Annotated in this window: 20 protein-coding genes; 5 read left to right on the top strand and 15 right to left on the bottom strand. The window is 65.6% G+C overall.

Annotated elements, in window-relative coordinates:
• Nucleotides 1–9: 9 nt before the first annotated feature.
• The 3 genes from pilW to ndk all read right to left on the bottom strand — a co-directional run bounded on the left by pilW (nt 10) and on the right by ndk (nt 2,534).
• On the bottom strand, nt 10–819 hold the full coding sequence (pilW, locus tag QPK29_RS15725; protein ID WP_056330492.1) for a type IV pilus biogenesis/stability protein PilW: 810 nt from the start codon (nt 817–819) through the stop codon (nt 10–12).
• Nucleotides 819–1,991, bottom strand: coding sequence for a 23S rRNA (adenine(2503)-C(2))-methyltransferase RlmN (gene rlmN / locus QPK29_RS15720; protein ID WP_156404002.1), 1,173 nt, complete (start codon nt 1,989–1,991; stop codon nt 819–821). Before rlmN ends, pilW begins: the two co-directional genes overlap by 1 nt.
• A gap of 117 nt (nt 1,992–2,108) precedes the next feature.
• On the bottom strand, nt 2,109–2,534 hold the full coding sequence (ndk, locus tag QPK29_RS15715; protein ID WP_047824070.1) for a nucleoside-diphosphate kinase: 426 nt from the start codon (nt 2,532–2,534) through the stop codon (nt 2,109–2,111).
• Between the two features lie 267 nt (nt 2,535–2,801).
• Here ndk and QPK29_RS15710 point away from each other — a divergent pair, with 267 nt between their 5' ends.
• The 4 genes from QPK29_RS15710 to QPK29_RS15695 all read left to right on the top strand — a co-directional run bounded on the left by QPK29_RS15710 (nt 2,802) and on the right by QPK29_RS15695 (nt 9,228).
• The gene (locus tag QPK29_RS15710) at nt 2,802–3,485 is read left to right on the top strand and encodes a Bax inhibitor-1/YccA family protein (protein ID WP_056132240.1); all 684 of its coding nucleotides are present in this window, start codon (nt 2,802–2,804) and stop codon (nt 3,483–3,485) included.
• Nucleotides 3,486–3,818: 333 nt separating this feature from the next.
• Nucleotides 3,819–4,169, top strand: a complete 351-nt coding sequence (locus tag QPK29_RS15705) for a hypothetical protein (RefSeq protein ID WP_371768014.1) — start codon at nt 3,819–3,821, stop codon at nt 4,167–4,169.
• A gap of 79 nt (nt 4,170–4,248) precedes the next feature.
• Nucleotides 4,249–6,249, top strand: a complete 2,001-nt coding sequence (locus QPK29_RS15700) for a TonB-dependent receptor (RefSeq protein WP_371768013.1) — start codon at nt 4,249–4,251, stop codon at nt 6,247–6,249.
• A gap of 330 nt (nt 6,250–6,579) precedes the next feature.
• Nucleotides 6,580–9,228 (top strand): hybrid sensor histidine kinase/response regulator, encoded by a 2,649-nt coding sequence (locus QPK29_RS15695; RefSeq protein WP_371768012.1) that lies wholly within the window; start codon nt 6,580–6,582, stop codon nt 9,226–9,228.
• Here QPK29_RS15695 and rlmD read toward each other — a convergent pair.
• The 9 genes from rlmD to QPK29_RS15650 form a co-directional block, all read right to left on the bottom strand.
• Complete coding sequence (rlmD, locus tag QPK29_RS15690) at nt 9,202–10,632, bottom strand: 23S rRNA (uracil(1939)-C(5))-methyltransferase RlmD (protein WP_371768011.1); 1,431 nt, start codon at nt 10,630–10,632, stop codon at nt 9,202–9,204. The genes QPK29_RS15695 and rlmD overlap by 27 nt on opposite strands.
• A gap of 196 nt (nt 10,633–10,828) precedes the next feature.
• Nucleotides 10,829–11,842, bottom strand: a complete 1,014-nt coding sequence (rpoS, locus tag QPK29_RS15685) for an RNA polymerase sigma factor RpoS (protein ID WP_056132226.1) — start codon at nt 11,840–11,842, stop codon at nt 10,829–10,831.
• Between the two features lie 9 nt (nt 11,843–11,851).
• Nucleotides 11,852–12,757 (bottom strand): peptidoglycan DD-metalloendopeptidase family protein, encoded by a 906-nt coding sequence (locus QPK29_RS15680; protein ID WP_371768010.1) that lies wholly within the window; start codon nt 12,755–12,757, stop codon nt 11,852–11,854.
• A 32-nt stretch (nt 12,758–12,789) separates the two neighbouring features.
• Nucleotides 12,790–13,644: a protein-L-isoaspartate(D-aspartate) O-methyltransferase gene (locus QPK29_RS15675; protein WP_371768009.1), complete on the bottom strand. Its 855-nt coding sequence runs from the start codon at nt 13,642–13,644 to the stop codon at nt 12,790–12,792.
• Complete coding sequence (surE, locus tag QPK29_RS15670) at nt 13,641–14,378, bottom strand: 5'/3'-nucleotidase SurE (protein WP_371768008.1); 738 nt, start codon at nt 14,376–14,378, stop codon at nt 13,641–13,643. The genes QPK29_RS15675 and surE overlap by 4 nt, the downstream gene beginning before the upstream one ends.
• A 93-nt stretch (nt 14,379–14,471) precedes the next feature.
• Complete coding sequence (locus tag QPK29_RS15665) at nt 14,472–15,983, bottom strand: hypothetical protein (RefSeq protein ID WP_371768007.1); 1,512 nt, start codon at nt 15,981–15,983, stop codon at nt 14,472–14,474.
• An 8-nt stretch (nt 15,984–15,991) separates the two neighbouring features.
• The gene (locus QPK29_RS15660; protein ID WP_056132211.1) at nt 15,992–16,600 is read right to left on the bottom strand and encodes a toll/interleukin-1 receptor domain-containing protein; all 609 of its coding nucleotides are present in this window, start codon (nt 16,598–16,600) and stop codon (nt 15,992–15,994) included.
• 240 nt (nt 16,601–16,840) lie between these two features.
• A complete protein-coding gene (locus tag QPK29_RS15655; RefSeq protein ID WP_400189777.1) occupies nt 16,841–18,892 on the bottom strand; it encodes an ATP-dependent DNA helicase in 2,052 nt (683 codons plus the stop codon).
• 44 nt (nt 18,893–18,936) lie between these two features.
• Nucleotides 18,937–19,137, bottom strand: coding sequence for a YdcH family protein (locus QPK29_RS15650; protein ID WP_056132203.1), 201 nt, complete (start codon nt 19,135–19,137; stop codon nt 18,937–18,939).
• A gap of 179 nt (nt 19,138–19,316) precedes the next feature.
• On the opposite strand from QPK29_RS15650, the gene QPK29_RS15645 reads away from it, so the two are divergent.
• Nucleotides 19,317–20,084 (top strand): PP2C family protein-serine/threonine phosphatase, encoded by a 768-nt coding sequence (locus QPK29_RS15645; RefSeq protein ID WP_371766875.1) that lies wholly within the window; start codon nt 19,317–19,319, stop codon nt 20,082–20,084.
• A gap of 29 nt (nt 20,085–20,113) precedes the next feature.
• Here QPK29_RS15645 and QPK29_RS15640 read toward each other — a convergent pair whose 3' ends face one another.
• The 3 genes from QPK29_RS15640 to lpdA all read right to left on the bottom strand — a co-directional run bounded on the left by QPK29_RS15640 (nt 20,114) and on the right by lpdA (nt 23,413).
• The gene (locus QPK29_RS15640; protein WP_371768005.1) at nt 20,114–20,785 is read right to left on the bottom strand and encodes a hypothetical protein; all 672 of its coding nucleotides are present in this window, start codon (nt 20,783–20,785) and stop codon (nt 20,114–20,116) included.
• 17 nt (nt 20,786–20,802) lie between these two features.
• Complete coding sequence (gene zapE / locus QPK29_RS15635; protein ID WP_056132195.1) at nt 20,803–21,900, bottom strand: cell division protein ZapE; 1,098 nt, start codon at nt 21,898–21,900, stop codon at nt 20,803–20,805.
• A 79-nt stretch (nt 21,901–21,979) separates the two neighbouring features.
• Nucleotides 21,980–23,413: a dihydrolipoyl dehydrogenase gene (lpdA, locus tag QPK29_RS15630; RefSeq protein WP_056132193.1), complete on the bottom strand. Its 1,434-nt coding sequence runs from the start codon at nt 23,411–23,413 to the stop codon at nt 21,980–21,982.
• Between the last annotated feature and the right edge of the window lie 198 nt (nt 23,414–23,611).

Raw genomic sequence — 23,611 nt, 5'->3', positions numbered from 1 at the left:
GTCGTTGTCTCACTCATTAAATGCACCGCGCTCGAAGGCCGCGTACTCGGACGAGCCGGGGAAGCGCTTGCGCAACTGCGCCGCCAGCGAAGCTTCCGTGGCCCGGTCGCCGAGCATGTGCTTGACCCGGATGGCCAGCCACAGCACGTCGGCCGACAGCGTATCGAGCTTCGCTGTCTCCGTCAGGCGGTTAATGAAAAACCCGGCGCGGGTGTAATCGCGCCGCTCGAAATACACCCGGGCCAGGCCGGCGCTCGTCGCCGCCAGGTCGGGATCGTAACGCAGGGCGTCGAGCAGATAGCGCTCGGCCGCGTCGACGTTCTTCATCTTCAGGCTGCAGTTACCTGCGTTCACCATGGCTTTGACCGGCGTCGCGTAATTTGGATTCTTCAGCGCGGCGTCAAAATAGCCCATGGCCTCGGCCGGCTTGCCGCCGGCGTCACACAGGAACAGCCCGTAATTGTTCGACAGGTCCGGATTGCGCGGCGCCAGGCGCAGCGCGTGCCGGTAGTTCTCGTCGGCGAGACGATTTTCGTTCATCGCCGTGTAGATCAGGGCGCGCACGCCGTACGCATCCGCATCGTCCGGGTCCGCGGCGATAGCCTGCTTCACCTCGTCCAGCGCGATCTCGTACTTGCGCTCCTGGTAATAGCCCACCGCCAGTTGCAGGCGAATCTGGGCGCGTTTTTCCGCGGCCGTCTGGTCGGACAGCGTCTTGAGCTCATGCGATTCGCCCGCCATGCCGCCATTGCCGGCGCATGCCGCCAGCAGCAACGGGAGGGCGAGCGCGCAAGCCAGGCGTCCGGACAGCCGCGGCATCAGGACGAGATCTCCACGATCTTGCCGAAGTTCGGCCCGAATTTCTGCTGGTATTCAGCCATCTTGCTCATGCGCTCGTTTACGCGGGTACGGTCCTTGACCTCGCCCGCCAGCTGGCCGCAGGCGGCGTCGATGTCGTCGCCGCGCGTCTTGCGGATCGTCGTGACGAGGCCGGCATCCATCAGCACCTGCGCGAACGCCTTGATGCGCGGGTTCTTCGAACGCACGAGGCCGGATTCCGGGAACGGGTTGAACGGAATCAGGTTGAATTTGCACGACACGCCGACGACCGGATCGTTGACGAGGGCAACCAGTTCGCGCGCATGCTCGTCCGTGTCGTTGACGCCGTCCAGCATGCAGTATTCGAACGTGATGAAGTCGCGCGGCGCAAATTCCAGGTAGCGCTTGCACGCAGCCATCAATTCGCGCAGCGGGTATTTCTTGTTCAGCGGCACGAGCATGTCGCGCAGCGGGTCGTTCGAACCGTGCAGCGAGACGGCCAGCGCCACCGGGCATTCCTGCGACAGCTTGTCCATGTTCGGCACGACGCCCGACGTCGACACGGTCACGCGGCGGCGCGACAGGCCGTACGCGTTATCGTCCAGCATCAGTTTCAATGCGGTGACGGTCGGGTCGAAGTTCAGCAGCGGCTCGCCCATGCCCATCATGACGACGTTCGTGATCTGGCGCTCGCCCTTCGGGCCCGGCTCGATGCCCTTCGTGCGGCGCAGCTCGAACTCCGCCATCCACAGCTGGCCGATGATCTCGGACACGGAGAGGTTGCGGTTGAAGCCCTGCTTGCCCGTCGAGCAGAAGCGGCAATTGACGGCGCAGCCGGCCTGCGTGGAGATGCACAGCGTGCCGCGCGTCTCTTCCGGAATGAACACGGTTTCGACGGCGTTGCCGTTGCCCACGTCGACGAGCCACTTGCGGGTGCCGTCGCTCGACGTGTGGTCGCTGATGATCGCCGGCGCACGGACTTCGGCGCGCGTCTTGAGCTTTTCGCGTAGCGACTTCGCCAGGTCGGTCATGTCGTCGAAATCGGCGACGCCGAACTGGTGGATCCAGCGCTGCAGCTGTTTCGCGCGGAACGGCTTCTCCCCCAACTCGGCGCAGTAAGCGACGAGCTGCGCGGGATCGAAGTCCAGCAAGTTGGTGAGAGTTGCCATGATTGAATCCTGTGCCTTCAAAATAAGTCCCGCCCGCCGGGCTCTTCGAGCATGGGCGAGCGGGATATTGCAATGTTAAACCGGCACCAGGCCGATCAACACAAAAAATTGCTACTAAGATTAACGCGAGTAGACGTTCAGTGCCGGGAAGTAGTAAGCGATCTCGACAGCTGCGGTCTCGGCAGCGTCCGAACCGTGCACGGCGTTGGCGTCGATGGAATCGGCGAAGTCGGCGCGGATGGTGCCCTTGTCGGCTTTCTTCGGATCGGTTGCGCCCATCAGTTCGCGGTTCTTGGCAATCGCGCCTTCGCCTTCCAGCACCTGGATCATGACCGGGCCCGAGATCATGAAGTCGACCAGGTCCTTGAAGAACGGACGCTCTTTGTGGACAGCATAGAAACCTTCGGCTTCGGCGCGCGACAGCTGGGCCATACGGGCAGCGACGATCTTCAGGCCTGCGCCTTCGAAACGGCTGTAGATTTGGCCGATCACGTTTTTAGCGACTGCGTCAGGTTTGATGATCGACAGGGTGCGTTCGATTGCCATTTAAAAACTCCAATAAAAAGAAAGGTTTAAATCGAGATTTGGGAACTCAATCAACCTTCTATTTTACCATACATCCTGGATGCCACCGATATTGCGTCGGGCCGACCGCGGATGATACAGTGACATCGGTTCGACCTGGTCCATACCCGGGTGTGTGCTGGCCCTTAGGCAAGACTTAAAACTTGCGCTTCCAGCATATTCACCCCTGTTGACGCCGGGTCCAGTCCCCATATGGGGAGCAAAGCGATTTCTTCCAACGGAGGCATTATGATTCCCAGCCTGCAGAAAACCTACGACGTCTCGGCCATCCAGGCCACGCGTCACCGCGTGCTGCGCAACACTTACTGGTTGCTGGCACTGTCCATGATCCCGACGGTGTTCGGCGCCTATATCGGCCTGCAAATGGCCCTGCCGATCTTTGCCAGCGGCATGGGCGTGATCCTGTTCCTCGCGATCGCGTTCGGTTTCATCTTCGCGATCGAGAAGACCAAGAACTCGGCGGCCGGCGTGCCGATCCTGCTCGCCTTCACGTTCTTCATGGGCTTGTGGCTGACGCCGCTGCTGCGCTTCACGCTCGGCTTTTCCAACGGCGGCACGCTGATCATGACCGCGTTCGCCGGCACCGCGGCCGTGTTCGCCACGATGGCGACGATCGCGACCGTGTCCAAGCGCGACTTCTCGGGCATGGGCAGCTGGCTGTTCGCCGGCGCCATCGTCGTGATCCTGGCTGGCCTGGCCAACATCTTCCTGCACCTGCCGGCGCTGATGCTGGTCGTGTCGGTGCTCGCGATGGTGATCTTCTCGGCCTTCATCCTGTTCGACGTGAACCGCATCGTGAACGGCGGCGAGACCAACTACATCAGCGCGACGCTGGCCATCTACCTGGACATCTACAACGTGTTCACGAGCATGCTGCAACTGCTGGGCATCGGCTTCGGCAACCGCGACTGATCCATCCGCTCGCATCGAAGAGCCGGCCTGTGGGCCGGCTTTTTTATTGCCCCAATTCGGGGTCAGAGCACATTTCTGATCAATGTCCTGGTTCACAACGAAACCGTCACGCCGAGCCACGCCACCGCCATGCGACCGCCCGCAATCCAGCTGCAGCACGCAGAGGAAACTTGCCTCGAAGATTGTGCGTCAAAAAGTGCTCTGACCCCGAATTTGTTCCGAAATGTGCCCTGACCCCGAATTTAATTGAGCTTAAGGATCTTACTGAAAGTATGATTGTCAGAACCGAACGCCCCTGCGTACAATATCCGTTCGCTTTCGACTCCGTCCCCCATGTCCCGTAGCCTGGTCCACGTATTGCTGTCGCTGCTGCTGCTCGTTTCGCAGCAGTTGTCGCTCGCCCACGGCTATACCCACTGGGCCGAGGCCGACGACACGCTCGTCCAGCAAGTCGCCGCCGACACGGACGATGACGGCACCGGCAAGCTGCCCAAGCCCGGCCTGCACGACCTGTGCGGCCAGTGCGCGGCCAGCGCCCAGATCGCGTTTGCGCTGCCGACTTCGCTGCGCCAATTCGTTCCGGCCGAGCTGGCCTATGCCGTGCCCGCCGTGCCTGCCACGCCGGGCATCTGCCTGCTCACGGCCTGCCCGTTCCAGTCGCGCGCGCCACCTCAAGCCCGATAACGCTCCCGCTTTTCCCGTACCGCCCGGCGCGTCCCGGCGGCATGGGCCGTTATCCATTCGCTTGAGATTGTAGAAAACCATGAAAATCGAACGTACGCTGCTCGCCAACGCGCTCCTGCTCGCCTTCCACCCGGCCGTTCGCGCCGACGACCAGGAAATCATCAACGACGGCAAGATCCAGCAAGTCGTCGTCACCGCCAGCCCGCTGCGCAACGGCGAAGGCGACCAGATCCTCACGCCGGCTAAAGTGCTCGCCGGCGACGAGTTGCGCGACAAGGTCGGCAGCTCGCTGGGCGAAACGCTGCAGAACGAACTGGGCGTGTCCGCCTCCGCGTTCGGCGCGGGCGCGTCGCGCCCGATCATCCGCGGCATGGAAGGTTCGCGCGTGAAAATGCTGGAAAACGGCATGGCGACGTCGGACGTGTCCGGCCTGTCGAACGACCACGCCGTCGCGTCCGAAGGCGCCATCGCGCGCCAGATCGAGATCCTGCGCGGTCCCGCCGCCCTGCTGTACGGCTCAGGCGCCATCGGCGGCCTCGTCAACGTCGTCAACGAACGCATCCCGACGGCGCTGGAACCGAAGTTGACGGGCCAGGTCGAGACCCGCCTCAGCACCGTCGACAACGGCAAGGACATGTCCGGCACGCTGGACGGCTCCATCGGCAAGATCGGCCTGCACCTGGACGGCAACGCGCGCAACACGGACGACTACCAGATCCCCGACCTGCGCGTGGTGAACGACCCCACGTCGCGCATGAACCGCCTGCCGAATTCCGACACGAAGGAGCGCAACATCGGCATCGGCGGTTCGTACATCGACGACTGGGGCTATGCGGGCCTGTCGGCCTCGCACCTGACGAATTTCTATGGCATCCCGACCGACGAGGGATCGCACATCGACCAGCGCCAGAACCGCTACGACTTCGACAGCGTCGTCAAGAACCCGCTCGCCGGCCTCGAAAGCGCGCGCGTGAAGGCCGGCTATACGGACTACCACCACGCCGAGCTGGACGACGGCGTGCCGGCCACGCTGTTCTCCAATAAATCGTTCGAATCGCGCGTCGAGCTGACGCACAAGCCGATCACGAGCCTGGGCCTGCACGGCACGTTCGGCGTGCAGACGGAAAACACGCATTTCTCGGCGCTGAGCGCGGCAGGCGGGCCGGACACCGTGCCCGTGACGCATTCGACGACGCAGGCCGCCTTCCTCGTCGAGGAATGGAGCCAGGGCCCGCTGCGCTGGAACGCGGGTCTGCGCTATGAAAACGTCGACCGCAAGCCGGTCTCCAACCGTGAACGTACCTTCGACCTGGGCTCCGGCTCGATCGGCGCGCTGTGGCCGTTCACGAAGGGGTATTCGGCCGGCGCGACGGTGTCGTACGCGCAGCGCGCGCCCGCGACGGAGGAACTGTATTCGGGCGGCCCGCACGACGCCACGCTCACGTTCGACGTGGGCGATCCGAACCTGCAAAAGGAAGTCTCGCGCAACATCGAGCTGTCGCTGCAAAAGACGAGTGGCCTGCTGCGCTGGCGCGTGAACGCGTACCGCAACAACGTCAACAACTTCATCTACGGCCACATCATGGACGCGTCGTTCGACGAGGACGGCAACCCGGGCGGCGAGTTCCGCCAGCGCCTGTTCCAGCAGGCCAAGGCGCACGTCCAGGGCGCGGAAGCGGAGATGACGTGGAACCAGATCGGCATGGGCTGGAACGGCCGCGTGTTCGCGGACACCTCGCGCGGCTACCTCGACGACGCCGGCAACCTGCCGCTACAGCCGGCCGACCGCGTGGGCGCCGCGATCGGCTACCGCCAGCCGCACTGGCGCGCCGGCCTCGACTGGACACACGCCCGCGGCCAGGACCGCCTCGCGGCGTTCGAGACGTCCACGACGCCGTCGTACAACCAGGTGAACGCCAATGTCTCGTACACGCAGAGGCTCGAGCACCTGGACCTGACGTACTTCGTGACGGCGAAGAACCTGCTCAACGAGGACATCCGCCTGGCCACGTCGCTGCTGAAGGACATTGCGCCGCTGCCGGGACGGAATGTCGTGTTCGGCGTAAGAGCAAAGTTCTGACATGACGCCGTCATTCCCGCGCACGCGGGAATCCATACCGAGCGTCCACGTTTGGCTCGGCATGGGTTCCCGCTTCCGCGGGGACGACGGCTAGTGCCATATTGACGTCCCGTGCGCCACGCGCTCGGGACGTCCGTTATAGTCTTGCCATCAAACCCAATCCCCTCGGCATCAGCAGTACGTTTGCCGCCACAAATGGTCCTTCGGAGACATTTTATTCTCCAGGTATCAACGGAGTTTCTCGCGCGGAAAATGTATTTTTTTGCATAGCCGTTCCAGCTTATGCATTTGCGCATAAAATGACCGCTTTCGGACTCGGAAGCGATCGGCATGGAAGCGGCAACGCGCGACTTTCATCTCCTCGGCAGCACCGGCGCCGTCCGCGCCGGTTACCACGTCCATGACTGGTCGGCGTCCCCCCTCGGCCCGCCGGACCGCTGGAGTCCCGCATTGCGCAATGCGGTCAGCCTGATCCTCGAATCCGAATTCCCCATGTACCTCGCCTGGGGCCCGCACCTGGCGCTGCTGTACAACGCCGCCTTCATTCCCCTCCTCGACGGCACCCATCCCGCTTCGCTCGGCCGCCCGCTGGCGCAGGTCTGGCCCGACCGCTGGCCCGGCCTGAAGCCGCTGGTCGAACGCGCTCTCGCGGGCCACGCCACGTACGGCGAGGACGTGCCGAGCCCGATCGACCGCAACGGCAAGCCGTACAACGCCTGGTTCACGCTGGCCTATTCTCCGGTGCGCGACGATGCCGGCACCGTGCGCGGCATGCTGTGCGTGACGAGCGAGACGACCCAGCGCGTGCAGCTGGAACGGCGCCACGCCGTGCAGCTGCAGGTGGTCGACAGCCTGCGCCGCCTGCACCACCCGTCCGACATCATCGAAGGGTCGTGCACCTTGCTCGGCAAGCACCTGGAACTCGAGCGCGCCTGCTATGTCGAAACGGACGAGGAAGACGGCAGCTTCGAAGTGATGCATGACTGGGCCCGCGACGCGGGCGCGCCGCTCATCGGCCGGCGCGCCCGCCTGGACGACTTCGGCCCGCAGGCGCTGGCCCTGCTGCGCACGGGTTCGCCGCTGGCCGTGCGCGACGCGACGGCCGACCCGAGGCTCCCCGCGCGCGGCGAGCGCTACGCGGCCGCGGGCGCGCGCGCGATCCTCGTCGTGCCCAAGGTCAGGCGCGGCCAGCTCGTGGCGGCCCTCGTCGGCTATTCCACCCAGACGCGCGACTGGGACGAGGAAGCGCAGCGCCTCGCCACCGACATCGCCGAGCGCAGCTGGGAAGCGCTGGACCGCGTGCGCGCGGAACAGGCCTTGCGCGACGCCGTCGCGCGCCAGACGACGCTGCTCGACATGAACGAATTCCGGCTCGAAGTGTCGGACCTGCTGCGCCGCCTGAACGACCCGGCGCAGATCTTCGTCCAGACCGGCGCCATGCTGGGCCGCTTCCTGCAGGCCAGCCGCGTGCTGTACGGCGACTACGACGCCGACAAGCAGCTCGTCACCTTCCACTCGAACTACACGGACGGCATCGTCGCCGAACTGAACGGCACCTTCCCCGCCGCGCTGTTCGGCGTGGCGAATTTCAGCACGCTGAGCCTGGGCACGTGGGTGTCGAGCGACCTGCAGCGCGACCCGCGCACGAGCGGCCCCGACGTGTGGCCGAACTATGCGGCGCTGCAGATCCGCTCCGCCGTCGTCGTGCCCTTGAACCGCAATGGCGCGCTGACGAGCTGTCTGTTCATCAACGATAACCTGCCGCGCGTGTGGAGCGCCGACATCGTGCGCCTGATCGAGGACGTCGCCGAGCGCGCGTGGAGCGCCGTCGAGCGCGTGCGCGCGGAAGACGCGCTGCGCCTCGCCGACCGCCGCAAGGACGAATTCCTCGCGATGCTGGCGCACGAGCTGCGCAACCCGCTGGCGCCGATCTCGGCCGCCGCGCAGCTGCTGAACCTGGGCCCGCCGGACAATGTCCGCGTGGAGCGCACGAGCGCCATCATCGCGCGCCAGGTGGCGCACATGACGGGCCTGATCGACGACCTGCTCGACGTCTCGCGCGTCACGCGCGGGCTCGTCGTGCTGACGCGCGAGGAGGTCGACCTGCGCCGCGTGATCGGCGACGCGGTGGAGCAGGTGCGCCCGCTGATCGAGGCGCGCCGCCACCAGCTGGCGCTGCATTTGTCGACGGAACCGGCCATCGTCGAAGGCGATCCGAAGCGCCTCGTGCAGGTGCTCGCGAACCTCCTGAACAACGCGGCGAAGTACACGCACGAAGGCGGCCGGCTGTCGATCTGGATGGGCATCACGCCCGAGCAGGTGCTCGTGACCGTGTCGGACAACGGCATCGGCATCTCCGCCGAACTGCTGCCGACCGTGTTCGACCTGTTCTCGCAGGCCGAGCGCACGCCGGACCGCTCGCAGGGCGGCCTCGGACTCGGCCTCGCGTTGGTGAAGAGTCTCGTGGAACTGCACGGCGGGATGGTGACGGCGGCCAGCGAAGGCCGCAACCTGGGCAGCGAATTCACGATCCGCCTGCCGCGGCTGCACAGCGCCACCGCACCCGCCGGCGGCACGGCCGCGGCCGGTCCCGCGGCACCGGGCGCGGCACGCGGGCTGTCGCTGATGCTGGTGGATGACAACGTCGACGCCGCCATGACCCTGGGCCTGCTGCTGGAATCGGGCGGCCACCACGTGACGGTGATGCACCACCCGGGCGAGGCGCTGGAACGGGCCGCGCAAGCGCATTACGACGCGTTCCTGCTCGACATCGGCCTGCCCGGCATGAACGGCTACGAACTGGCGCGCCGGCTGCGCAAGGTGCCCGGCTGCAGCGAGGCGACGCTCGTCGCCATCACGGGGTATGGCCAGCAGTCCGACCAGGCCAGCGCGGCGTATGCCGGCTTCGACAGTTATTTCGTCAAGCCGGTCGATCCGGCCGGCCTGTTCGCGTTACTGGACCGCGTCGCCGCCCGTTGACGCGTTGTCGGCGACGTCCGGCGCCGCGAATTCGCGCGGCTGGAAGTTCTCGAGCCGCTCGAACACACCGATCGATTCCACGTGCGACGTGTGCGGGAACATGTTCGCCACGCCTGCCTTCTTGAGCACGTAACCGGCGCGGTGCGTCAGGATGCCGGCATCGCGCGCCAGGGTCGACGGGCTGCACGACACGTACACGATCCGCTGCGGCAGCAGGTCCGGATTCGTCAGGCGCAGTTCGGCCAGCGCGATCGCCAGCGCGACGGCGCCGTCGCGCGGCGGGTCGACCAGCATGCGGTCGAATTTACCCAGCGCGATCAGGTCGTCCTTCGTCACCTCGAACAGGTTGCGCGTGTAGAACGTCGTCTTGTCGGCCAAGCCGTTGGCCCTGGCGTTTTCCAGCGCGCGCGTCGTCAGCGCCGTGCTGCCTTCGATGCCGACGACTTCGCGCGCCTGCGTCGCCAGCGGCAGCGTGAAGTTGCCGAGGCCGCAGAACAGGTCGGCCACGCGGTCGCCCGGCTGCACGTCCAGCAGGGTCAACGCCTTGTGCACGAGCAGGCGGTTGATCTGGTGGTTGACCTGCGTGAAATCGGTCGGCTTGAACGGCATCCTGATGCCGAATTCCGGCAGCGTGTAGTACAGTTCCCTGTAGTTAGGCTCATCCTTGAGCGGATAGTACGGCGCGGCGGTGTCCGGGCCTTTCGGCTGCAGCCACCACTGGATGTTCCATTGGTCGGCGAACGCTTTCACCAGCGTCTCGTCGGCGGGGCTCAACGGTGCCATGATGCGCAGCACGAGCACGGTCGTCTCTTCGCCGACGGCGATCTCGATCTGCGGCATCTGCTGGTAGATCGACAGCGCGCCCACCAGTTCGCGCAGGGGCACGAGCATGGCGGACAGGTGGTCCGGCAGGATCTCGCAGCTCGTCATGTCGGCCACGTACGACGAATGGCGCTCGTGGAAGCCGACCAGCACCGTGCCCTTCTTGGCCACCCAGCGCACCGACAGGCGCGCGCGGTAGCGGTAGTCCCACGTGGGGCCATACATCGGGCGCATGATGTTCTCGGCCTTCGTCTTTCCGATGTGCCACAGGTTGTCTTCCAGGACGCGCTGCTTCATCGCGACCTGCGCCGACGGCTCCAGGTGCTGCATCGAGCAGCCGCCGCAATGCCAGAAGTGCGGGCATTTCGGTTCGACGCGCATGCTCGACGCCTTCTGCAGCGTGACCATGCGGCCCGATTCCCAGTTCTTCTTCTTGCGCAGGGTCTCGAAGCTGACGCGCTCGCCCGGCAGCGCGCCTTCGACGAAGATCACTTTACCTTGCGTGCCGTCCTCGTTCTCCAGGTGGCCGACGCCGCGCGCGTCCATGTCGAGGGATTTGATGTTGATGAAGGTTTCTTGCATGGGATAGAAGAAAGCAGAATCGGGAATAACGGCCGGTGCATACCCGCACCATCAAAACAGCGTCATCCCCGCGCAGGCGGGGATCCATGCCGAGTTTCGCGAAGCCGGGATGTCAGCGTATCGACTGCGGGTGCTCAGTATGGGTTCCCGCCTTCGCGGGAACGACGATTCGTGGCCTATTCCGGCCAGCCGGGCATCATAACAAGGAATCGCGGACGACGCCACGGGCGGCCATCGCCCGTTTCAGTTTGACGAGGGCTTCCTGCTGGATCTGGCGCACGCGTTCGCGCGTCACGCCCATCTCCTCGGCCAGGGTTTCCAGCGTGGCCGGATCGTCGTTGTCGAGGCCGAAGCGGCGCATCACGACGAGGCGCTGCTTGTCCGGCAGCTTCTGCAGCCAGTCGCGCACGAGCACCGTCATTTCGTGCTGCTCCGCGTGGGCGTCCGGGCTGACGTCGCCCTCGTCCGGCAGCATGTCCATCAGGCTGCTCTGCGGATCGTTGTCGAGCGGGGCGTCGAGCGACGTCGCGTGTTCGGACAGCGCGAGGATGTCCTGCACTTCTTCCACGGGCCGGCCGACGAGGCTGGCGATGTCTTCCGCGCTCGCTTCCTTGCCGTCGTGGTGCTGGGCCTCCAGGTGGTATTTCGCGCGCAGCACCTGGTTCAGCTCGCGCACCATGTGCACGGGCAGGCGCACGGTGCGGGCCTGGTTCATGATCGCGCGCTCGATGCTCTGGCGGATCCACCACGTCGCGTACGTGGAAAAGCGGAAGCCGCGCTCCGGCTCGAACTTGTCGATCGCGCGCATCAGGCCGATGTTGCCTTCCTCGATGAGGTCGAGCAGCACGACGCCGCGGTTGATGTAGTGCTTGGCGATGGAGACGACGAGCCGCAGGTTATGCTCGATCATCTTTTGGCGCGCATTGAAGTCGCCCGCCTTGGCGAGGGTCGCGTAATGCACTTCCTGTTCGGCCGTGAGCAGGGGCTTGGCGCCGATGCGGTTCAGGTAGTGCTGGGTGGTGTCCGTCGAGAGCTCGGCCTGCAGCACGCTTTTCAGCTCGTCGACGGTGTCGACGACGGCCGTCGCCGCGCCTTCCGGCAGCAGCTCGGCGCGGTCGACGCCGTCCGCCCCGAACTCGCCGTCGTCCAGCGGTTCATCCGGATTCTCTTCCGGCGTGTCGTTGTCCAACGGGTCGGGGGGCAAGGTCATCGGCTCTCTCTAGCGACTGGGCAGGAACTTGGCCGGGTCGACCGGCTTGCCCTGCTGGCGTATCTCGAAATGCAGTTTGACGGTGTCGGCATCGGAATCGCCCATCTCCGCGATCGCCTGGCCCTTGGTCACGTTCTGACCTTCCTTCACCAGGATGGTGCGGTTGTGCGCATATGCCGACAGCAGGCTGTTGCTGTGCTTAACAATCACGAGATTACCATATCCGCGGATGCCGCTGCCGGCATACATCACCTTCCCGGAACCCGCGGCCATCACCTGCTGGCCCATCTTGCCGGCGATGTCGATGCCCTTGTTCTTGCCTTCGTCGAAGGTGGCGATGATCTTGCCGTCGGACGGCCACATCCAGCTCAGTTTCTCGTCGTCGTTCGCGGTGACGGTGGTGCCCGGGGTCACGCCCGCCGAGATCACTTTCTCCGCCTTCGGATTGTCTTCTTTCGCGGCCAGGTTCGATTCGCTGTACGGCTTCTTGGCGCCGTTCGGTTCCGTCTTCTTCGGCACGGCCGGCGCCTTCTCGGCACCCGGCATCGCGATCGGCGACGTCACGACGCCGTTGCCGTTGCCGTTACGTTCGGACGGCGCCACTTTCAGCAGCTGGCCGACCTTGATGTCGTCCGGATCGGCCAGGTTGTTCCAGGCGACGAGGTCGCGGTAGTTCTGGCCGTGGTCGAGGGCGATGCGCAGCAGGGTGTCGCCGCGCCGCACGGTATAGGTACCGCGCGCGTCGGGCTTCGACTCCTCGGCGGCCGGCGCCGGCGCCGGCTGCGGGCGGGGGCGGAAGCTGGATGCGGTCGGAGCCGGACGGTCGATCACGGGGGCTACGCGGGTCTCGGTGCTGCAGGCGGACAGGATGCCGAGACTGAGGGTCAACAGGGCTAAGCGGGGCGTAAGTTTCATTCTCTCTATAATTCTTTTACAACAACTGGCATTCAAGCGATGCCTGGCCGCAGCGGGACAAAATGACAGGCTTCCAGCGTTTCACTGGTCCATTCCGCCTTGCCGGTACGGGTAATGCGCTGCAGGTGCTGGACCTGAGCACCGACGGGCGCCACCAGGCGGGCGCCAATGGCCATCTGCTCGAGCAATGCACGCGGCACCTCGAGACCGGCCGCCGCCAGGATGATGCCGTCGAACGGGGCCACCTGCGGGAGCCCTAGCATACCATCTCCGTACTGCAAGCGCAGATTGGCGATACGCAACGGGCGCAGATTGGCCTTCGCCAGCTCATGTAACGGCTTGATGCGCTCGATGGAATACACCTCCTGCGCCACGCACGACAGCACCGCGGCCTGGTAGCCGCAACCCGTGCCGATCTCGAGCACGCGGCGCAGCGGCTGCTTGCTGTCGTTGAGCAACTCGATCATGCGCGCGACGATGTACGGCTGCGAAATCGTCTGGTTGTGGCCGATCGGCAGCGAGATGTCGACATACGCCTGGGCCAGCATGCCCGGCTCGACGAACATATGGCGCGGCACGATTTCCAGCGCGGCCAGCACCTGCGGGTCCTTGACGCCCTGGCGCGCGGCCCGGGCCGCCATCGCGCGGCGCGGCGCTTCCGTGGCCGCCAGGTCGGACCGCACGACGGTCTGCTGCGGCTGGGCCGGTTTGGTCGTGCCCGGCACGCCGGCCGGCGCGCCACCGCGCGGCTGCGCCTGGCTGTTCTCGCGCGCGTTCTGGGTCGCCGTCTGCGGGGTGGCGACCGGCGCCGGCGCAGCGGGCTTTCGGGTGCCGCCGCCCGTCACGGACGAGAGCGGCAGAGGAAACTGGCTGCGCTTCTCGCTCATCCGAGCCCTCGCCGCAGCTGGTCCAGCTGGTCGCGGTGCGTGAGGTCGACCTGCAGCGGCGTCACCGACACGCAGCCCTGGCTCGTCGCGTGGAAATCCGTGCCCTCGCCCGCGTCGCGGCAGGCGCCCGGCGCCCCGATCCAGAAGATCTCGCGCCCGCGCGGATCCTGGCCGCGGATGACGGGCTCGGACTGGTGACGCCGGCCCAGGCGGGTCGGCACGAGCGGTCCCATCTGCTCGTACGGCAAGTTCGGAATATTTACGTTCAGCAAAAACGGCGCGTCCAGCATCTCGAAACGGCGCAGCACGATGTCGCGCGCCACCCGCGCGGCGGTTTCCACCTCCGCCCAGCCGCCATGCACCTGGGAAAAAGCGATGGCCGGGATTCCGAACAGATAGGCTTCCGTCGCCGCGGCCACCGTGCCGGAGTACAGCGTGTCGTCGCCCATGTTCTGGCCGTTGTTGATGCCGGAGACGACCAGGTCCGGGCGTACGTCGAGCATCCCCGTCAACGCGATGTGCACGCAGTCGGTGGGGGTGCCGTTGACGAAATAAAACCCATTGGCAGCCTTCGACACCGACAGCGGACGGTCCAGCGACAACGAGTTCGACGCGCCCGAGCGATTGCTGTCGGGCGCGACGACCACGATGTCGGCGACTGTCGCGAGCGCATCGGCCAGGGCGTTGATGCCGGGGGCGAGATAGCCGTCGTCGTTACTGATAAGGATACGCATCCTGCGATTTTACCTGAAGCAACGGCGAGATCGACCAATCTGACGCCACATTTATTGCCCCCCGGACGTGCCTCCGCACGTCCCGCCACGGCGTCAGCCCGCCACCAGCGGACGCCCTTCCGCCGCCTGGATCAGGGCGCCTTCGAGGGACGAGACCTCGTCCAGGGTGAAGGCCAGCAGCGCGTCCTTGTCGCCTTCCTGCAGGTAGACCTGCTTGATCATCGCGGCGCCGCGCCGTCGTAGCGGATGCGCCACACTCGGCCGCAGGATCGTCGAGCGCAGGCTGTCCGCCAGTGCCCGCGCCTCGCGCGGACTGCGGCTGTCGATCAGTTCCTGCAGGCGCGACAGCTTGTCGTCCAGCGCATCCGGCGACGGTTCGCCGGCGCGGCGCGGCGCGCCGTGGCCGCGCTTGCCCTCCTCCATCGCGTGCAGGCCCTGCTCCAGCGCGATCACGTGCTGCTCGATGCGGCGTGCGGCTTCCAGTTCGCTTTGTTGCCCTAAATACAATTGCGCCAGCCGGGCCAGTTCGCGCACGAGGCTCGGGGCCTGCGGATCGGCGGCCCGTTCGCGCAGCGATTCGACGGCCTGCACGAGCCGCACCTCGGGCAACGGGCGCCATGGGAAATGGCCGGGTGCTAGCCATTCGAGCAGCGCTTCGACGGCGCGCTGCGGCCCCAGCCGGTCGTGCTCGCCCGCCTGGGCCCGGCCGCCGGCCGGTGCCATGCCGCTGACGGCCGCCTGGGGCAGCTGCACTTCGTCGAGGTAGCTGTCGAGCACGACGCTGGACAGGCCATAGCACTCGGCCAGCATCCGTTCCAGCCGGGCCTGGTAGCCGGACGGACTCCGCGGCGCGTCGCCGAAGCGCCAGCGCAACCGCCCTTCGCCCGTGCCGTCGACCGGACAGGGCAGCGGATAGACGAGCAGCGGCCGCTGTTCGTCCTCATGGCTGCAGCGGTAATCGAGCGCGCGCGCGACGACGCCCTGCAGGCCGTCCAGGCTGCGCGCGTCGGGCGTAAACACGCCGACGATCTTGTCCGGCAACAGCGCCGTGCAGATGCTGGCCGCCGCCGAGCGGCCGCTGCGGCAATCGATCAGCACGTGGGCGAAGCGCCGTGCCACCTGCGCCGCGAATGTGCGGAACAGCGCGGGGCACGCGCAGAACAGCGCGTCCCAGTCGAGCCGGTCGACGCGCTCGCCATAGCTGTCGTCGAAGCGGCCGGCGCGCATCAGGTACAGCGGACGGCTGTCGTCGACGCGGACGATGTAGTCGTCCCAGTCCAGCGTGTCGAGCACGCGCCCGGCCAGCGCCTCGGCGTCGTCGTTCGACGTATTGCCGTGCAATTGTTCGCGGCAACTCTCGAACAGTTCGAGCAGGCCGCTGGCGTGCCGCCCATCGTCCGTGCGGGGAAAGTAGTGATGCAGACCGGGGGCTTCCAGGTCCCAGTCGATCATCAGCACCGGTGTCTTCGCATGCGCGCGCCCGGCAAGCAGCCAGGCGGCATGGGCCAGCGCAAGGCTGCGCACGGGTGCGCTGTCGTAGGAGTAGAACGTCGTCACCTCGCCGGCCTGACCGGCCGGTACTGCGGTGATGCGGTTGGTTTCCATAAGGCTCCTCATTTTTTTGGGAAGGTTGGATCCGGTAACTCACGCCATGCGGGTGGGACAGCGGGAAGGACGAATTGGTTGCAGTCATGCGCCGGCGGCATGGTTTTTTTCTGGTATTGGTAATGCGTGACGATACGCCGGACCATCTTGTCGATGTCCGGCAAGAAATCAGGGTTGGACTTCAGGTCGGCCGTGGCCATCGTGAAGCGCGAAAAGTCGACGTAGAACGTGGATTCGCTGATCTGCGGCGGCAGGCTGACGGGGTGCTGCGTCATGATCACGGGGATGATCAGCTGGCTGGGCAGCGTGTACCACGTGCTGCGCTCGGCTTCGATCAGGCGCATCGCCGCGTACTCGCGCCGCGTGTAGGGATGGGCTTCGTATTTGGGCGTGTAGATCAGCACCATGCATGCGCTTTCGCACAGCGCGCGGGCGATCTTGCGGTCGAGGTCGTCACCGCCGCCGAGTTGTTCGGTGTCGATGAAGAGTTCGTCTTCGTTGTCGAAATACGGTTCGAGGTAGCAGCGCAGTGCATCGGCCAGCGTGGCCTTGAAGCGCTGCATCAGCTCATGCCGCCCATGGGCATAGCTGAAAAAGCAGCCATAACGTATCGCCATTGCTCCCCCTTGAAGTCTGCCACCGGCCGGGCCTGTGTGACTCTAAACAAGTCACCCATCCTGCATGTTGTGGGAGCACAAGCGAAAGCGGAGCCGCTGCGCCGAGTATCGGCAGACGGGCGGAAAGGTAGCGTATAACGGAGCGGAGGGGTCAGAGCCCGGTGTTGCTTTTAAAAGGGCTCTGACCCCGGTTCTCAGCCCGCGGCCCGAAGCCGGGGGTCAGAGCCCGAATTTGCTTTGTTAGGGCTCTGACCCCGAATCCTTACCCCGCGGCAGATTCGAAGTCGCAAAAAACTCGATCACCTCCGCCTGCACCCGCGTCCGCCGAAACGGCGGCAAACTCTGCCAGATGCGCCGCCCATAAGGCTTGCTGATCACCCGCGGATCGCACAGCATCAGCACGCCCCGATCCTCGACGTCACGGATCAGGCGCCCGGCGCCCTGCTTCAGGTTGATGATGGCTTCCGGCAAGGTGTGGTGAACGAAGCCGTTCATGCCCTTCTTTTCCATCACTTCGATGCGCGCGGCCAGCACGGGGTCGTCGGGCGGCGCGAACGGCAGCTTGTCGATGATGACGAGCGACAGCGCCTCGCCGCGCACGTCGACGCCTTCCCAGAAACTCTGGCTGCCGACCAGCACGGCGTTGCCCGCGTTGCGGAACGAATCCAGCAATTCCGTGCGGCCCCGTTCGCCCTGCACGAACAGGGGGAAGTCGAGGCCGCGCGCGGCGAATTCCTCGCGCAGGCGTTCGGCGACGCGGTTGACGGCGCGGATCGTCGTGCACAGGAAGAAGCAGCGGCCGCCCGCCGCTTCGATCACGGGCAGCGCCATGTCGACGACCGCGTCCGTGTAGCCGAACGTGTTCGGTTCCGGCAGGCCGGTCGGCACGTACAGGATGCCCTGCTCCTGGTAGTTGAACGGGCTCGGCCAGCTCTGGGCCGGCTCGCCCGTCATGCCCAGCTGTGCGCTGAAATGCTTGAAGTCGTTTTTGACCGCCAGGGTCGCGGAAGTAAAAATCCAGCTGCGCGGCGTGCCGGCGCGCTGGCCGGCGAAGATCGGCGCAATCGACAGCGGCGTCTTGTGCAGCTGCAGCGACGAGGAAAACGCCTCGACCCACAGCACGGCATCGTCCCCCTCGACTTCCTTGCCCTTCTTCGGCTCAGACTTCCACGCCTTGTACTGCTCCAGCAGCTCGACGGCGCGCACGCGGCACTGCTCGATCGTCTCGGCGCGCTCGGCCTGGGCTTCCAGCACGTCGATCAGGCCTTCCAGTTCTTCCTTCAGCTTGTCCAGCGCCGGGAAGAATTCCGAGCTGGGCGGGATCTGCGGCAGCGACAAGCGCGTGCTGCCTTCCGGGAACGTCAGGCGCAGGTCGCGCGCGGCCTTCTCGACGACGGTCACGACCTTCGCCCAGTCCACGCCGCCGCGCGCATGCGCGAGGCCTTCGGCCAGCACGTCACGGCACAGTTCCAGCACCTGGCCCGTCGACACCGTCGTGCCGAAGAAGAGCGTGGCCACTTCCGGCAACTGGTGCGCCTCGTCGAAGATGATCGTGTTGGCGGACGGCAGCAGTTCGGCCATGCCGCCTTCCTTCAGCGCCACGTCGGCGAAGAACAGGTGGTGGTTGACGACGACGACGTCGGCCTGCTGCGCCTCGCGGCGCGCCTTCATCACGAAACAGTCCTGGTAGTACTGGCACTCCTGGCCCACGCAGTTTTCGCGGGTGGACGTCACGAGATTCCACACGGACGCGGTTTCCGGAACCTTCGTCAGCTCGGCCTTGTCGCCCGACTGGCTCATCTTGATGAAACGCGAGATTTCGCGCAGATGGCCCACGTCGTCGCGCGATGTCAGGCGGCCGTTCGACAGCGTGCGTTCCAGGTGGTAGTGGCAGAGGTAGTTCGAACGGCCTTTCAGCAGCGCCACCGAGACCGGGGCGCGCAACGCGGCGCGCACGGTCGGGATGTCGCGCGAAAAAAGCTGGTCCTGCAGGTTCTTGGTGCCGGTCGAGATGATCGTCTTGCCGCCCCACAGCAGCGCGGGAACGAGGTAGGCGAAGGTCTTGCCCGTGCCCGTGCCGGCCTCGGCGATCAGCGTGCCCTGCTCGCTGATTGCATGCGCGATCGCCTTCGCCATCTCGGTCTGCGACTGGCGCGGCTTGAACGTGCCGACGGCGGGCGCGAGCGGGCCGCCGGCGCCGAAGATGCGGTCCACTTCGGCGTCGTACTTGCCGGCAGGTTCGGAAGGCGCGGGCGCGGCGTCGAGGTCGGCGTCGAGGTCGGACTCGGACAAGGGGAGGTGATCGGTCAAAATGAGACTGCTTAAAAAACGTGGGCTTATGCCGGAACGTCCGGCACCAACTGCATTTTCAGCAGTGTGATGTGGTCCTTCAACTGCAGCTTGCGCTTCTTCAGACGTCGCAACTGCAACTGGTCGGCGTGACCGTCGCGGGTCAGCATGTCGATGACAGCGTCGAGGTCGCGATGTTCCACGTCGAGTTCGATAATACGGCGGTGGATCTCCTGGACGTCGATCATGTTAGGCATTTCCGAACAGTTAAGCGTAAAGGGGTGGGAAGACGCATGCCCGCTGGCTCGGGGCGGCGCGCTATTCATTGTTACGGCTTGCAACTCCAGTGCAAACCGGTGCATAGTTTAAACTACACCGTCGTTGCCGCCAACAAAGTCCGGCATGGCGGCATCGGAAAGCCACGTTTATGACCTCATACAAGTTAGAAGCGGGAACCGCCCAGCATATCGGTAACCGCCCCCAGCAGAACGACCGGGTCGCGCTCATGACGGGCGCCCGCGCGCCCGGCTACGTCCTGGCCGTGCTGTCCGACGGCATTGCCGGCGCGGCCGGCGCGGAACAGGTCCTGCACACCGCCAAGCAGGTGTTCGACGAATTCAAGCCGGGCGACCACCCGTCCGTGGAGCGCCTGCAGCAATTGTTGCGTGACATCGTGCAGGAAACCCATCTGGTCATCAACATGAACGCCGTCACGACACAGGCCCATGCGCACGCCAGCTTCGTCGGCCTCGTCCTGACGCCGCATGGCGAGGCCGTCTGGGCCCACGTGGGCGATTCGCGCCTGTATTACTTTCACGACGGCAAGTGCCTGGCGCGCACGAGCGACGCGGCCTATGTCGAGCACCTCGTGTCGAGCGACCGCCTGCCGCCGGACGCCGCGAAGAACCACCGCAAGTCCAAGCTGTTGCTGAATGTGATGGGCAATAGCCGCAAGGAGCCCTTCATTACGTTCGGCCAGCGCCTCGATCTCGCGGCGAACGATGTGTTCCTGCTGTGCTCGGACGGCCTGTGGCATTTCTTCACGGATGCCGAGCTGGGCACTGTGACCGCGAAGGCGAGTCCCCGTCAGGCGTCCGAGATGCTGATCAACAAGGCCGGCGAGCGCTCGCAGGGCAAGGGCGGGAACTGCAGCATGGCCATCGTGAAGCTGGTCAAGCCGGCCCAGGTTGCGTAGGGCCGGCGGCCCTCCGCCCTCCCGTAACGCTACTTCTTGGCGTCCTCGGCCTCTTTCGCGGCCTTCGCCGCCTTCTCCGCCTTGCGCTGCGCAACCTTGCGCTGGCGCTCTTCCGACTGGGCCTTGCGTTCCTCGTAGTCGCGCACGTTCTGCGCGCGCTTGCCGGCGTTCGCCGCTTCCTGCTGCTTCTGCGCGCGCAGGCGGGCGTCGCGCTCGGCCATGCGCTCGGGCGCGATCGCCTTGCGCTGCGCCGGCACCGGCGTCGGCTCCGCTGCGGGCTTGGGCGGTTCGGCCGCCATACGCGCCTCCTGTTCCTTGAAGCGGCGTTCCGCTTCGGCCAGGTTGCGGTCGCGCTCCTCGACGACCGCCCGGCGCTTGAAGTGTTCGGCCTGCACCTCGATCGCGCGCTGGGCGGCGAGCGCGCTGCGGCGGCGTTCCTTCGCCTCGTCGAGGCAGTTATTCACGAAAAACTTGTCGTAGCAGACGCGTTCCCGTTCCGCGAAGCGGGCCTCGATCGCGGCGCGCTCGCGCGCGACGGCGGCCAGTTGCTGGTCGGCCTGCGCGACCGACGTCACGGGCGGCGGCGGCACCTCGCGCGGCACCACGTCCTGGCTTGCGCACGCGGCCAGCAGCATGGCGGACAGCGCCATGGCGAGCGCGGGCAAACGGGTACGGGAGTCTGTGACGAAGTCTGCTTTCATTCGGTTCCTTTGATCGTTCAGGCCAGCGAGTCGGCCGCGCCGCGGCGCTCGGCGAGCATGTATTCACGCGACTGCATCTCAATGATACGCGACACCGTGCGATGGAACTCGTTCGACATCGCGCCCTCTGTGTACAACAGCTCCGGCTCGACCTCGGCCGACATGATCAGCTTGACCTTGTGATCGTAGAACACGTCGATCAGCCACGTGAAGCGGCGCGCCTCCGACGACATCGCGGCCGACATGCGCGGCACGCCCGACAGGATCACGGTGTGGAACTGGCTGGCGAGTTCCAGGTAGTCGTTCTGCGAGCGCGGGCCGCCGCACAAGGTGGCGAAATCGAACCAGATCACGCCGCCCGCACGCCGCAGCGCACGCAGCTCGCGCTGTTCGATGTGGACGCGCGGATCCTCGTCGGCCGTGTCGGCGACCTTCGCATACGCCTCGCGCAAGGCGTGGTCGGAGGCCGCGCCCAGCGGCGTGTAATAGGCCTGCACCTGTTCCAGCGCGCGGTGGCGGTAATCGATGCCGGCGTCGACGTTCATGACGTCCAGCTTGTCCTTGATCAGCGCGATCGTGGGCAGCATGCGGTCGCGGTGCAGGCCGTCCGGGTACAGCTTGTCCGGATCGTAGTTCGACGTCATCACGAACGACACGCCGTTGGCGAACAGCGCGGACAGCAGGTTGTACATGATCATCGCGTCGGCCACGTCGCTCACGTGGAATTCGTCGAAGCAGATCAGGCGGTATTTCTTCGAGATGCGCCTGGCGACCTCGATCAGCGGGTCTTCGACACCTTTCAGCTCGTCGAGCTGGCGGTGTACCGCGCGCATGAATTCGTGGAAGTGCAGGCGCGTCTTGCGCACGACCGGCACCACCGAGTAGAAGCTGTCCATGAGGAAGGACTTGCCGCGCCCCACGCCGCCCCACATGTAGACGCCCTGCGGGACGTCGGGACGGTTGATCAGGCGCTTGAACGCGGACGAGCGCTGCGACTTGTACCCGACCCAGTCGTCGTAGGCGGCCTGCAGGCGGTCGACGGCGCGCTGCTGCGCGGGATCGGACTTGAATCCGCGCTCGGTCAGCGCGTGCTGGTAGTACTCTTGGACGTTCATGAAAAGAGCCGCATAAAGATGGGGGTGGACAGCGACGCCATCCACCCCCAGTCGGGCCGAAGCCCGGGTCATACAGGTATTAGAAGTTCAGCGAACGCTTGTCGACGGCGAGCGCGGCTTCCTTGGTCGCTTCGGACAGCGACGGGTGGGCGTGGCAGATGCGGGCGATGTCTTCCGACGACGCGCGGAATTCCATCGCGACGACGGCTTCCGAGATCAGCTCCGACGCGACCGGGCCCACGATGTGGACGCCCAGGATTTCGTCGGTCGTCGCGTCGGCCAGGAATTTCACCATGCCCGACGTGTCGCCCAGCGCGCGCGCACGGCCGTTGGCCATGAACGGGAACGTGCCGGCTTTGTACGCGACGCCTTCCTTCTTGAGCTGCTGCTCGGTCTTGCCGACCCACGCGATTTCCGGCGAGGTGTAGATGACCCACGGGATCGTGTTGAAGTTGACGTGACCGTGCTGGCCGGCGATGCGCTCGGCAACGGCGACACCCTCTTCTTCCGCCTTGTGCGCCAGCATCGGGCCGCGCACGACGTCGCCCACGGCCCAGATGCCCGGGACGTTGGTGCGGCATTCGTCGTCGACGGCCACGAAGCCGCGCTCGTCCAGCTGCACGCCGACGGTCTCGATGCCGAGGCCGTTGGTGTTCGGCACGCGGCCGATCGAGATGATCAGGCGGTCGAACGTTTCGCTCTTGGCGGCGCCCGCTGCGTCGGCGTAGTCCACGGTGACGTTGTTGTCGCCCTTGGTGACGCTGTTGATCTTCACGCCCAGCTGGATGTCCAGGCCTTGCTTGGTGAACAGCTTGTGCGCTTCCTTGGCGATCTGTTCGTCGACCGCGCCCAGGAACGTCGGCAGGCCTTCCAGCACGGTGACCTTGGCACCCAGGCGGCGCCACACGGAACCCATCTCCAGGCCGATCACGCCGGCGCCGATGACGCCCAGCTTGGCCGGGACGGCGTCGACGGTCAGCGCGCCGGTGTTCGACAGGATGACTTTCTCGTCGAACGCCGCGCCCGGCAGTTCGCGGGCGTTCGAACCGGTCGCGATGATCACGTTCTTCGCGCTGATCGAATCGGTGGTCGGGCCCGACACGTTGACGGTGAAGCCGCCTTCGGCCTTGCCGGCGAACGTGCCGCGGCCATGGAAGAAGGTGACCTTGTTCTTCTTGAACAGGTAGACGATGCCGTCGTTGTTGGCCTTGACGACGCCCTCTTTGCGCTTGAGCATCTGGCCCAGGTTCAGCGACAGACCGGCGACGTCGATGCCGTGCTCGGCGAACGCGTGGCCGGCGTGCTCGAAGTGTTCCGACGATTGCAGCAGCGCCTTCGACGGGATGCAGCCGACGTTGGTGCAGGTGCCGCCCAGTGCCGGGCCGCCCTTGGCGTTCTGCCATTCGTCGATGCAGGCGGTCTTGAAGCCCAGCTGCGCTGCGCGGATCGCGGCCACGTAGCCGCCAGGACCGCCGCCGATCACGACGACGTCGAATTGTTTTTCAGTGCTCATCTAACGTTTTCCTTTTTGTTCCCGACGTGCCGAACAACACAGGGTTGCTCGTGCATTCAACCAACGTCGTCCCCGCGCAGGCGGGGACCCAATCTGGCCAAGCGAAGCCGCAGCTGTTGGCGACTCCGGTACGCTTTCCTTGGGTTCCCGCCTTCGCGGGAACGACGACGTTCGGGTTTCGTATTCGTTCTTCGCCCG

This window comes from Massilia orientalis, from assembly GCF_030411975.2.
In the GTDB taxonomy this organism is placed as follows: Bacteria; Pseudomonadota; Gammaproteobacteria; order Burkholderiales; family Burkholderiaceae_D; genus Telluria; species Telluria orientalis.
The sequence above is the reverse complement of the archived record's forward strand: the minus strand, read 5'-3'. Positions and strand labels throughout refer to the sequence as shown.